Raw genomic sequence first — 12,252 nt, 5'->3', positions numbered from 1 at the left:
TTCGGATAGGCATGCAGTTCGGCGTCGGTAAAGAAAGCCTTGAGATAGGCTTCATGCGCCGAGCCTGCGATCACGCCGACCTTCTTGCCCTCGAGATATTCCGGGCGCACCTCGGACATGACGGCGTCGCGCCGCGATACGAATCGCGCCGGCGCCCGATAGTAGGGGTCGGTGAAGTCCACCCGCTTGCGCAGTTCCGGCGTGACCGCGAGCGAAGCGATGATGGCGTCGCCGCGGTTGCTGGCGAGTGCGTCCACCAGCGTCTCGAAGCGCCGCATCTGGATCGTGCAGGTGACCTTGATCTCCTCGCACAGGGCGCGCGCCAGATCGACATTGAAGCCGGCCGGATTGCCGTCGGGGCCGGTGAAGTTGAAGGGCGGATAGTCGGTTTCGGTCAGAAAACGGATCACGGTCAGGCGGGACAAATCGGGTCGGTCCGGGCGTCGGCGCGGGTCCCAGAAGCCCGGCACTGCCTGCGGCGCGACGGCGGCGGTCTTCGTTGCCGAGGTCGTCGCCGCGGGTTGCGCGCGCGCGCTGTCGGTCGCCGCGCTAAAAACCAGGAGCCCGCAGGCGACCAGCAGGCAACCCAGCGTCATCGCGCGGCTGCGCGTCAATCTTTCGTTGGCGGGAACGGTAATATGTGGTTGCATTGAGCGGGGCTTTTCGAACGGTGGTCTTATAGGACCATCCGGAGCGGGACGCGAGTATCGTTTGTTGCGTTGGGGGCGACGCTTTGGCGGGGCTGGGTGGTGTCGAGGATGGCGGACGGGCCGCCACGCAGGACCGCGCCGTAGCGGAGGGTTGGCCGTTCCCGCCGGCGGCCTTTCCCGCCGGCGTTGGCCACCTCCCGCAATCCAGCAACGACAACTGGCTGCGCGACCCGGAACCGGGCCCGGCGAGCGAACTGGATTGCCTGCGACAGGTGTTCGCGCCCTCGCTGCTGAGCGCGGCCGAAGCGCGCGGCCGGGAGCTCGGGATCGGTGCGGATCAGGTGCTGATCCGATCGGGCGTCATCGATGAGGATGCGTATCTGCAAGCACTGTCCCTTCACACGGGCCTTGCGATCGAGACCTTCGCGGAAGCATCGCGTGACGAGTGCCCGTTGCCCGATCATCATCTGCCCCGCGCCGCCGAACACGGGCTGCTTCCGTTGCGCCGGCATGGGCGGTTGATCTGGGCGGTCGCGCCGCGCGGCTTCGCCACGCGAAGGCTCTGCCGCCTGGCTGTCGAATATCCATCGCTACGCGATCGGGTCCGCCTGACTTCGACACAGGATCTCAGTCAGTTTCTGCTGCGGCACGAGGCGGGTGACGCGCTCGGCCGGTCCGCCGCCAATGCGCTCGGGCAGCGATTTCCGGACTTGTCCGCCGCGCCGACGGCTTCCGGCGCCGCCCCCGGGCTGCGGGCGATGCGGCGCCTCTCGCAGACCGGCGTCCTGGCGGTCATGATGACGCTGATGTCCGTATCCCTTCTGGACACCTTGAGCGGTGTGCTGGCGGTCTGGTTTCTCGTATTCATCGGCCTCCGGCTCGCGGCCAGCTTGAGGCCGCCGCGCCCCGCGGCGCGATTGCCGCATATCCCCGACGACCGACTGCCGGTCTATACAGTGATCGCGGCGCTCTACCGCGAGGCGTCGTCGGTCGCATCGCTGATGCAGGCCATCGGCGCGCTGGATTACCCGCGCGAAAAACTCGACGTCATCGTCGTCATCGAGCTCGACGACCTCGAAACCCGCGCCGCCCTTGCCAGGCTCGGCCCGATGCCGCATGTCCAGGTCCTGCTGGTCCCGGCGGAAGGACCGCGCACCAAGCCGAAGGCCCTGAACTGCGCGCTGCCGTTCGCGCGCGGTAGCTTCACCGCCGTGTTCGATGCCGAGGATCGCCCCGATCCAGGCCAGCTCCGCGCCGCGCTCGAAGCTTTTCGGATAAATGGCAAGGAGGTGGCCTGCGCCCAGGCCAGCCTTTGTATAGAGAACCAATCGGATAGCTGGTTATCGTGCATGTTCGCCGCCGAATATGCCGGGCAGTTCGACGTCTTCCTTCCGGGACTCGCGTCATTCGGCGCACCGCTGCCGCTGGGCGGATCGTCGAACCACTTTCGCACCGCGATCCTCCGCAAAGTGGGCGGCTGGGATGCCTACAACGTTACCGAGGATGCCGATCTCGGTTTTCGGCTTGCGCGCTTCGGCTACCGATCGACCACCTTTCCCTCGACGACTTTCGAGGAAGCGCCGGCGCGTTTCGGAGGATGGTTGCGCCAGCGTTCGCGCTGGATGAAGGGGTGGATGCAGACCTGGAGCGTCCACATGCGCCGCCCCCGGCGGCTGTGGCGGGAAGCGGGCGCGAAGGGGTTTTTCACGCTGAACACGGTCGTCGGCGGCAATGTGCTGACGGCTTTGGCCTTCCCGGTTCTCGCTGCCGATATGCTGGCGCGTGCCGGCGGAGGGGCCGGATGGTTCGCCGCGAGCCCGGTCATGCCGCTCTACCTGATCACGATCGTCGCCGGGTTCGTCTCGACGATCGTGGTCGGCCTGATGGGTCTTGCGCGGCGAGGACAGTTGCGGCAGGGCTGGATCCTGGCGCTGACGCCGCTCTATTGGGCCTGCCTTTCGATCGCGGCGTGGCGCGCCCTGTATCAACTGCTGACCGAACCCTACCGGTGGGAGAAGACCGAACACGGCCTGTCGCCGCAGATTCGGTCGAACGCGGCTTCGCGCAACCTTCACCCGTTGACCGATATCGACTCCATTGCGCTGGATCAGCTCAATCGCACTGGCGCTCCTCGCTGATCGCCAAATGGCATTCGGCTTGGTGATCCCGCCGGCGGAAAATTGACCGATGATGCAGCCGTTTCGAAACGTTCGCTGCGTCGCCATGCGACGTTAACGCGCCTTGCGCGAGGCGCGCAAAAAATGGTCTCCGCTTTTTGAGCGGAAACCATCTCGCGTCGCCCGATTATCTTCGAGCGATTATCTTCGAGAACGGCGGATAGCTGCCCGAACAAGCTTCCGCGGCGGCGGAAACGTGAGCTGCAGCGCCGATTCCAGCATTCGGAGAAGTTTGCGCATCATTGGATGATCCTTTCAAACAGGCCGCAAAGAACAATTCCACTATAAAACGCCTGGCTATGAGATTCTGTTCCGCCGCCGAGGGTGGAACCAAAGTGCAAGACGTATGTTGTGCAAGGCGTTCCGCAAAGGTTGCGTCCGCAAAGCGCACCGGTACTCAAAATTGCTACTCAAAAGGGGAGAAAGGCGCTCGAAAGAGCGAAAGGCACTCAATGAGTTTCGAAAAATTCCAGAAGCTGACATTGACTGACCGGCTGAGCGAGTTCGCTCGAAACGCGCGTGATGAAGCTAAAACGCTAGAGCCGGGACCTGAACGCCAGGCGCTATTGGAGAAAGCTCGCAAAGCTGAGGCTGCCAGCGAGATTGAAGCATGGGCTAACTCTTCCGGTGTGCAAAAACCCAAGCCGAGGCCGGTATTCCCGCGCGCCTAGAATGCGCCTTTCGTAACTTCGATGATGAATGACCTGACCACGCCGCCAGCCCCGTGAGAGGAGCTTGCGGTGTGCGAAGTCTTGCCGGCCTTGTTGTTTGTATTCCGATCGGGCGATCCGACTGGAAGTAGCCGCGGTTCGCGCGAAGGCCGCCTTCGGCGGAACGATGGCTCCCTGATGTCGAGGGATCGGGCTGAGGCTGGTGAGGCCGCCGATCGAGCTTGGCTGACGACGACGGGAGGTTCCGTGCACTAGCCGACAAGGACCGCACAGCAGTTGAGCACACTTTGGCGAGCGACCGAATGAAACTTGCAGGCATCGAACGCGCGCCGAGATTTTTAGGATGGTGATCCGGAAACCGGTCGTGTGCGCTCGCGTTAGCCCCAGATGAATGATGATAATCTGCGAGCATCCAGTGAACGAGCCTTGGCCGTTGTGATCGTGGGGACGATATCGCTGGTCGCCTTCCTGAGTTTTTTGGGATCATCCGCCTCTCTGGAACAGGTCGGCCAAAGGGCTATTCCCTCGGAACGCATTCGGAACGCGCCGGTCGTCACTAACCTGCCGGGACAACAAGAGGAGATTTTGACGCCCGATCAGGGTCAGAAAAATCCGGATCAGCGACTTCCGCAACAGCAGCAGGCCGACAGGAACACCGAAATCCAAAAGGCTGTCGAGAACGACAGAATCGATCCGGACAATCGTCAGGGTCAACAAAACACAGAGTACGGCGGCCGTGGCTGAGAAGCATCGCGGCCGGCAGCATTTGGAAGCGCGGGGGGCCACCGCCGGTCAGGATGGAATAATAGCCGCTTCTTGTCCGATCCAAATAATTTTAAGCGTCTGTGAAAATCGGTCTCAGCACTTTTTATCTATTATGCGGGGCATCGGCTGGAGATTGTGACGATGCGCGCGTTGCTCGAAGATCACGGATTACCTCTTGTTCAATTGAAGGAGCGGCGTCGTGACCTGATTGTCGCGCTGATGGGACAGCATGGCCCGCTGTCGGAACGTCAGATTGCAGAAATTGCCGCCATCCAAAGCGCAATCGTCGCCTTTGAAGCGGTCCTCGACGATCTGGATGCTGAGGCGGAAGTCGCATTGCGAGACCGCGCGGCATAGGAGTTCACTCCGGCGGCAAATGGCCGTCTTTACCGGTCATTTACCAGGGAACTCGCTTCGACCTTGGTATGATGGGCCCACCCGGGGCTGAGGCATTCCCGGGTGAACTCGTCGATCAGGATCATCGGACGGAGCTGGGCTTCCATCATGCGGGTTTGCAACGTGCTAGCCGCAGGAACAACCCTGGTCCTCGCTGATTTTCTCAGCAGCTTCGGTCGCGATCGAGCCGTGGGCTACCTTGGACACGGGCTGCGCGGCCGTACCCTTGTTGAACGGGCAGGGACCGATCGAGCCAATCGTTGAGTCGGAAAAATACGTCAGCGTCTGATACGTGATCCACGGACCGTTTCCGGTGCCGAACGGCGACCAGGTCCAATAGGACCATCCGAAAAGCGTGCCGTTACAGCATCCCTCGTAACTGCGACGGAAGGGAGACCAACTGAACCTGGTGCGCCAGGGAAGGAAATCATATCGGTATTTGACCTCGGTTTTCGTCTTCTTGCAGGGATAGGGAATGAAGCCCCACTTCCAGCATACGCCCCAGTAACTAACCGTGATTGTCTCGCGCATTCCACAAGTCATGGTGATTTCTCCTCCTTTGAGAACGAGACCCCTTGGTCTCCCATGACCCGCAGCATGAAGCCTTCCACTGGTCGGCACCGTGAGGTGACTCACAGAGGTCCGAACTCCCGACGTCGAACCGGCTCGACCCGTTGCGTCGCTTTGGCAAACGAAGTGCCGGAGGGTTTTGAGCTTTGTAAGGTCGCAGCACGGTTGTGCACCGGCACAGCACCGGCCATTCACGCCCGAAAATAATGGCAGCGTGCATGATCGCAGCGCTGCTCGTCGGACCAACCACGCAGAGTTCGCGAAAGAACAGGCGAAATATGATTGCGCTACTGAGGTTGGGCGTCCAGTTGCTGCGTAAGCGCATCGATCAATCGTTGATCGTCCGTGCGTACCCTGAGATATCCATTCCAGGTGATAGGGCCAATCTTTGTCGGGCCCGTAGCATAGTGCTCTTTGAGCGTTCCGAATTGCTCTCGGTGCCGAGGTGGAATGAGAAGTTCCATAGCAAGGGCCTCTCGGTGTGAGTTATCGAATCGATGGTCCTCATGCGAGAGCGGCTTTCTGGCCAGAGTATGTCAATGCGGTTCGCAGGTTGATTTTGAGGAATGTCGACGAACAAACGGACGCCCGGCGAGCATATCGACGCTCTTGGAAAGCGTTGTTTTCGCTGCAGGCGTCAATCGTCCCCTAGCTTCCCGTTGCGATCGTGCTTCGACCGCATTACCGACCGTCGCTTCCGACATGCCCGACATGGAACCAAGTTTATTTCGGTGGCGGTCGGACAGGGCTCCGTCGCAATGTGCGTCGATCAAATCGGGGCGCAACCGCTGACAGTCAGATAGTTGAGACGGATCGAAGGGTGATCGTCCCTGGCGCGCTGTAAACTCGGCCATTCGCGTGGAGCGCAGAGCCCAGTTTCATCCATTCCGAATAGTGCCGCCCGTCGGAACTGTGGGTTACCCGCCGCATTGAGACAGATGAACGAAGCGCATCAATTCTCAAGGGAAGCAAAATGGCCAAGACCTCAAAAGGGGCGTCGGATAAGCGTGCGGCCCTCCACGACCAAAAGCTGATAAGAGGGAACGGCGGGGAACTGCATCAGTTCGCCGAAGGCGATGTCCCGGTTCTGACGACAGCCCAAGGCGGTCCGGTTTCAGACGATCAGAACACCTTAAAGGTAGGGGAGCGCGGACCCAGCCTGATCGAGGATTTTCATTTCCGCGAGAAGATCTTTCATTTCGATCATGAGCGGATTCCGGAGCGGGTGGTGCATGCGCGCGGCTACGGTGCTCATGGATATTTCGAGACCTATCGATCGCTCGCGAAGTATACCCGCGCCGATATCTTCCAGCGCGCCGGGGAAAAGACCCCGGCTTTTGTGCGTTTCTCGACCGTGGCTGGGTCCAAGGGGTCCGTCGACCTGGCCCGCGACGTGCGCGGCTTTGCGGTCAAACTCTACACGCGGGAAGGCAACTGGGACATCGTCGGCAACAATATCCCGGTCTTCTTCATCCAGGATGCGATCAAGTTTCCCGATATGGTGCATGCGGTGAAGGAAGAGCCGGATCGCGCCTTCCCGCAGGCGCAGTCGGCCCACGACAATTTCTGGGATTTTATCAGTCTGACGCCGGAGTCGATGCACATGATCATGTGGATCATGTCGGACCGCGCCATCCCCCGCTCCTTCCGCTTCATGGAAGGATTTGGCGTCCACACCTTTCGCTTCCTCGATGCCAAGGACGAATCGACCTTCGTGAAATTCCACTGGAAGCCAAAGCTCGGATTGCAGTCCGTCGTTTGGAACGAGGCGGTGAAGATCAACGGCGCCGATCCGGATTTCCACCGTCGCGATCTTTGGCAGTCGATTCAGTCCGGTAACTTTCCAGAATGGGAACTGCGGGTGCAATTGTTTGATCAGGCATTTGCCGACAGTTTTGATTTCGACGTGCTTGATCCCACCAAGATCATTCCAGAAGAACTCCTCGAACCGATAGCCGTCGGTCGGCTGGTTCTCGACCGCATGCCTGACAACTTTTTTGCCGAGACCGAGCAGGTTGCGTTCATGACCCAGAACGTTCCACCCGGCATCGACTTCTCAAACGATCCGCTCTTGCAGGGCCGCAACTTCTCTTACCTCGACACCCAGTTGAAGCGTTTGGGCAGTCCGAACTTCACCCATATTCCGATCAACGCACCGAAATGTCCGTTCCAGCACTTCCAGCAGGACGGCCACATGGCCATGCGCAATCCGACCGGTCGCGCCAACTATCAGCCGAACTCGTGGAGCGAAGGACCGCGTGAAAGTCCGCGACACGGCTTTCGCTCTTTCGCAGCTATTGAAGAGGGACCGAAAGTGCGGCTGCGCGCCGAGAGCTTCGCCGATCACTACAGCCAGGCTCGTCAGTTCTTCATCAGTCAGACAGGACCCGAGCAGCGCCACATCGCGATGGCGCTGACGTTCGAGTTGAGCAAGGTCGAGAATCCGCACATCCGTGAGCGAATGGTTGCGCATCTGTTGAATATCGATCGGGAGCTTGCAGAGACGGTCGCCGACAAGCTCGCCATCAAGACATTGCCAAAACCCGCCGACGCTGCCATTGCCACCCGAGACGATCTGGAACCGTCGCCTGCGCTGAGTATCGTCGAGAACGGACCGCCGAATTTTGCGGGCCGGAAGGTGGGCGTGCTGGTCAGCCGTGGCGCCGATGCCGCGCTGCTGAAGAAACTTATGACGGCGATCGAGAAAGAGGGAGCGGTCATGGAAGTGATCGCGCCAAAGGTCGGTGGCGTGGAGGCCGCCGATGGAAGCTGGATCGAGGCCAACCACATGATCGACGGTGGACCATCGGTGTTGTTCGATGCCGTCGTCCTGCTGCTTTCCGCGGAAGGCGCGCAGCGTCTGACGGGAGAAGCAGCGGCTCGTGATTTCGTCGCTGACGCCTTTGCTCACTGCAAGTTCATCGGTTTCACTGCGGATGCGACGTCTCTTTTGCAGAAGGCTGGCGTCGATCCCGAGGCGGATGAAGGTCTTGTCGCGCTCGATGATCCGAAATCGGTAGCCGGATTTATCGAGTCCTGCCGCAAGCTGCGACTCTGGGCCCGCGAATCCAGCGTCAAGCTTTAAAGATGGCGCGACCGACGACGCTGTCGGGATGGAGCGTCGGGAGCGGCCTTCGCATTGTCCCGACGGACAAATGTCGGGTGACGCGACTTCGAGAACTAGCCGATTCCGCCGCGCAGTCCATTCTGTCGCAACCGACCACTTAGAAGCCATCTAAATTATCGACGTTGCGACGATTTTGCGGTTCTTCTATCAGGATTTGCGGACGACTCTTCTCCGTTACGGCTGAAGGCTTGCCGCCAGCATTCCCGGAATCGCGCATCGCAGCATGGATACAGCGGCCACAACGGGTACCGATGATGACGTGATGTCGGTTTATCTCCGGCAATGGAAGGCGCTGTGCGCGCATTTGAAGAAGCGGACCGGTTCGCAGGAGCTCGCCGAGGATGCGCTTCAGGAAACCTGGCTGCGGCTTGCGGGGATGAAGGGCGATGCCGCCGCGATTCACGATCATCACGCGTTCATTTTGCGGGTCGCCGGCAACATCGCGATCGATCTCGTCCGCAAGGAGCGGCGTCATAGCGTTCATTGCGTCAGTGACGAGGTGCTGCTCGCCGCGGTCGCCGATAATGCGCCGTCGCCGGAGGTCTGCGTCATCGATCGCGACCAGCTTCGTCTTCTGGCTCTTGCGTTGGCCCGGTTGCCGGCCAAGCCGCGGGCGGCGCTGCTCCTGAGCCGCTGCGATGGCCTGTCCCATCGGGAGATCGGCGCGCGGCTGAAGGTCTCGGAGAGCATGGTCGCGAAATATCTCGGGCAGGCGTTGCGCCATTGCCGCGACCATTACCGTCATCAGGTCTGATATCTGCGCCGGACCGGTCTATGTTCGGCCGCCTCGCTTCGTCCTAGAAGGAGGACCGGCGCGTGGATGCGCGGAAATGGCGCCGGCGGTGAAGGGCTGATTGCGATGAGACCGGATGACGAGCGGCAAAAGGCCGATATTGCGTTGAGCGATGCCGCGATCGACTGGCTCGTCAGGCTCAAGTCCGGGCAGGCCACGGTCGATGACCATGTCGCTTTCACGGCATGGCGGGGGCAAAGCGCGGAGCACGAAGTGGCCGCGCGCGAGGCCGAAGCCATCTGGCATGGTGTTGGCATTGCTGGCGATCGCGCCAAGAAGCTGGAGCGAAAGGCGCGCCGCGCCAAGATGACGCGAAGGGCCATGCTGGGCGGCGGGACGCTGGCCGTGGCCGGTTTTGCTCTCGCGAGGTCCGGTGTCATCGGGCCGCAGCTGTTTGCCGACTACGCCACGGACGTGGGAGAGCAGCGCACGGTCGCTCTCGCCGACGGCTCGTCCGTGTTCCTCAACGCCAGATCGGCGCTGTCGGTGAAGTTCGCTGCAGCGGAGCGCCGGCTGTCTCTGCTGGAAGGCCAGGCGACCTTTACGGTCGCGCGCGATGCAGCCCGGCCCTTTGTCGTCGAGGCGGGAGACGGTCAGACGCGCGCCGTCGGGACCGTTTTCGACATCGATATCCGCGCCGACGAAGCCATCGTGACGGTCGTGGAAGGCGTGGTCGCGATCACCACGGATCAGGCGCCTGACCCGGTCGTTGCGCGGGTGGATCAGCGCGTCCGTTACTTTCCGCGCGGAAAACCCTCGGCGCCGGAGACGACCAATGCCGAGATCGAAACGGCGTGGCACCGCGGCAAACTGGTTTTCAATCGCCGTCCGCTGGCGGGTGTGGTCGCCGACATCGAGCGCTATCGCCGCGGGACGATCGTCCTGGTGGGCGACGGGCTGCGGTCGCTGGAGGTGACGGGCGTCTTCGATCTCAACGATCCGGAAGCGATCTTGCGCACGATCGAGGACACGTTGCCGGTGCGGATGACGCGGCTGCCCTTCGTCACCATCATTCGCTGAAGCGGTTCTCGATGACACGGAATCAATCCGCGCTCCGGCGTCAGTCCCGTGTCCCGGATGCAGCGCATAATGAAATGGTGCACTGCTGATCCGGACCGCTCCAACCTCGGCATTGTAACGATGACGATTCCGGGTCTGCCGAGCATTGCACGCTGCACCGCGCCCGGGACGGTCGCGCACCCGCCCCTCCGTCCAGCCCGACAACGGCGAAAATGAGCTTTTTTCACCGAAGCCGCTGCAAGTTTCCCGGAGCCGTTTCGTCCTTGCTTCGGAGGGGCGGGGCGGAGGCGTCATCGCCCGAAACCTCACGCACATCATTGGGGCAGCGGGCATCACACCATGAGTCAGGCAGAGGATAATGGACGGCGCAAAGGTGCAGGGTCCGCGCTCAGGGATGTATTTTTGGGATCGGCGGCCGCTTTAGCGGTTGTGATGAGCGGTGCGGTCGCCCAGCCTGCGGTCGCCCAAAACGTTTCACCGCAGCGGGGACCGTCGCAGGCCATTGCCTTCAACATCGGGGCGCAGGATCTCGGCGGCGCGCTCAATGCGTTTGCCGACCGCGCCGGGCTGAGGCTGCTGTTCCCCTCAAATCTTGTCGCGGGACGCCGCAGCGCCGGCATTGCGGGGACGCTGACGCGCAACCAGGCGCTGACCCGCCTGCTCGCGGGCTCTGGCCTCACCTACCGCTTCACCAGCGCAAATACGGTGACCATTGTCGACCTTTCCGCGGCCTCCGCCGCCGGCGGGCTGCCGGCCGGCGCCATCCCTCTTGATACCATCGACGTGCAGGGCGAGAACGCATCAGGTCCCGTAAACGGTTATGTCGCCAACCGGAGCTTGACCGGCACCAAGACGGCGACGCCGATCGTGGAAATTCCGCAGTCGCTGTCGGTGATCGGCGCCGAGCAGATTCGCGACCAGAAGCTTGTTTCAAAATTCGACGATACGCTTCGCTATACGCCCGGAGTCGTAGCCGCGACGTTCGGAACGGATTTTCGCGACGACTGGTTCACGATCCGCGGATTTGACGCGCAGAACGAGTCGCTGTTTCTCGATGGCCTGCAGCTTTTCTATTTTGGCTATGCCGGCTGGAAACTGCAGCCGTTCAATCTCGAGCGCGTCGAGGTGCTGCGCGGACCGTCGGCAATTCTTTACGGCGGATCATCGCCGGGCGGGCTGGTCAACGCCGTGAGCAAGTTGCCTCCCGCGGAGCCCGTTCGCTATATCGAGGCCGGCGTCAACAATTTCGGTAACGCTTACACCCAGTTCGACTTCGGAGGCCCGGTCGCGACGCAGCCGGGCAACGGCAAGATTCTCTACAGGGTCGTCGGCCAGATCCAGGGCGGCGGCACGCAGACCAACTTCGTCAACGACGACAATTATTTCATCGCGCCGTCCGTGACCTGGCTGCCCGATGCAGACACGCGACTGACCGTCTTCGCCATGTCGTCCTACAACAAGACCAGGGCGCTGAACTGGCTGCCCTATGAAGGCACCGTGACCGACGCTCCGTTCGGCCGGATACCCACGAACCTGTTCACCGGCGACCCCGCCGTCGACCGCTACGCGCGCGCGCAACACATGGTCAGTTATCAGTTCGAGAAAAGCTTCTCCGACAATGCGACGTTCCGCCAGAACGGCCGCGCGGCGCACGTCGATGTGAACTACACCGGCTTGTACGGTATGGGCTACGCCACCACGCCGGACGCCGCCGATCTCGCGCGGGGCAATTTCCTGGCGGCCTCGAAAGCGACGCAGCTTAACCTGGACAATCAGCTTGAGTATCGCTTCGCCACGGGTCCGTTCCAGCACACCGCGCTGGTCGGACTCGACCTGAAGCATTATGCGCTCGACGACAAGGAGGGGGCCGGCTCGGCGACCGATCTGAACCTTCTGAATCCGGTCTATGGCGTCAACACAGTCTACGATGGCCCACTTTATCAGGATATCTACCTCACCCAGGGCCAGGCAGGCCTTTACCTGCAGGACCAGATCAAGTGGAATCGTTTCACGCTGGTTCTGTCGGGCCGCAACGACTGGGTCAAGCTGGTCAACAACGACCGGATTTATACGCCGGTGAGTC

Annotated in this window: 10 protein-coding genes; 8 read left to right on the top strand and 2 right to left on the bottom strand. The window is 61.5% G+C overall.

Features of this window, described 5'->3' with window-relative positions; translation table 11 throughout:
• A partial coding sequence (locus tag BGN91_RS05175) for a transporter substrate-binding domain-containing protein (RefSeq protein WP_292611136.1) occupies nucleotides 1-650 on the bottom strand: 650 nt, incomplete at its 3' end.
• A gap of 83 nt (nucleotides 651-733) precedes the next feature.
• Between BGN91_RS05175 and BGN91_RS05170 the strand changes: the two genes are divergently transcribed.
• The 4 genes from BGN91_RS05170 (at nucleotide 734) to BGN91_RS05155 (ending at nucleotide 4,620) form a co-directional block, all read left to right on the top strand.
• Nucleotides 734-2,788: a glycosyltransferase gene (locus BGN91_RS05170; RefSeq protein WP_292611135.1), complete on the top strand. Its 2,055-nt coding sequence runs from the start codon at nucleotides 734-736 to the stop codon at nucleotides 2,786-2,788.
• Nucleotides 2,789-3,279: 491 nt separating this feature from the next.
• Nucleotides 3,280-3,498: a hypothetical protein gene (locus tag BGN91_RS05165; protein WP_292611133.1), complete on the top strand. Its 219-nt coding sequence runs from the start codon at nucleotides 3,280-3,282 to the stop codon at nucleotides 3,496-3,498.
• A gap of 387 nt (nucleotides 3,499-3,885) precedes the next feature.
• A complete protein-coding gene (locus BGN91_RS05160; protein ID WP_292611131.1) occupies nucleotides 3,886-4,242 on the top strand; it encodes a hypothetical protein in 357 nt (118 codons plus the stop codon).
• A gap of 162 nt (nucleotides 4,243-4,404) precedes the next feature.
• Nucleotides 4,405-4,620, top strand: coding sequence for a hypothetical protein (locus BGN91_RS05155; protein WP_292611129.1), 216 nt, complete (start codon nucleotides 4,405-4,407; stop codon nucleotides 4,618-4,620).
• 165 nt (nucleotides 4,621-4,785) lie between these two features.
• On the opposite strand, the gene BGN91_RS05150 is transcribed toward BGN91_RS05155, so the two are convergent.
• On the bottom strand, nucleotides 4,786-5,190 hold the full coding sequence (locus BGN91_RS05150) for a hypothetical protein (RefSeq protein WP_292611127.1): 405 nt from the start codon (nucleotides 5,188-5,190) through the stop codon (nucleotides 4,786-4,788).
• A 1,012-nt stretch (nucleotides 5,191-6,202) separates the two neighbouring features.
• Here BGN91_RS05150 and BGN91_RS05145 point away from each other — a divergent pair.
• The 4 genes from BGN91_RS05145 to BGN91_RS05130 all read left to right on the top strand — a co-directional run.
• Nucleotides 6,203-8,314, top strand: a complete 2,112-nt coding sequence (locus BGN91_RS05145; protein WP_292611125.1) for a catalase — start codon at nucleotides 6,203-6,205, stop codon at nucleotides 8,312-8,314.
• A gap of 304 nt (nucleotides 8,315-8,618) precedes the next feature.
• Nucleotides 8,619-9,110, top strand: a complete 492-nt coding sequence (locus BGN91_RS05140; RefSeq protein WP_292611123.1) for an RNA polymerase sigma factor — start codon at nucleotides 8,619-8,621, stop codon at nucleotides 9,108-9,110.
• Between the two features lie 105 nt (nucleotides 9,111-9,215).
• Nucleotides 9,216-10,169 carry a FecR family protein gene (locus tag BGN91_RS05135; protein WP_292611121.1) on the top strand — a complete coding sequence of 318 codons (954 nt, stop codon included), beginning with the start codon at nucleotides 9,216-9,218 and terminating at the stop codon, nucleotides 10,167-10,169.
• A gap of 432 nt (nucleotides 10,170-10,601) precedes the next feature.
• Nucleotides 10,602-12,252 (top strand): TonB-dependent siderophore receptor (locus BGN91_RS05130; RefSeq protein WP_292611119.1); only part of this gene is annotated, 1,651 nt, incomplete at its 3' end.

The organism is Nitrobacter sp. 62-13, assembly GCF_001896955.1.
In the GTDB taxonomy this organism is placed as follows: domain Bacteria; phylum Pseudomonadota; class Alphaproteobacteria; order Rhizobiales; family Xanthobacteraceae; genus Nitrobacter.
The sequence above is the reverse complement of the archived record's forward strand: the minus strand, read 5'-3'. Positions and strand labels throughout refer to the sequence as shown.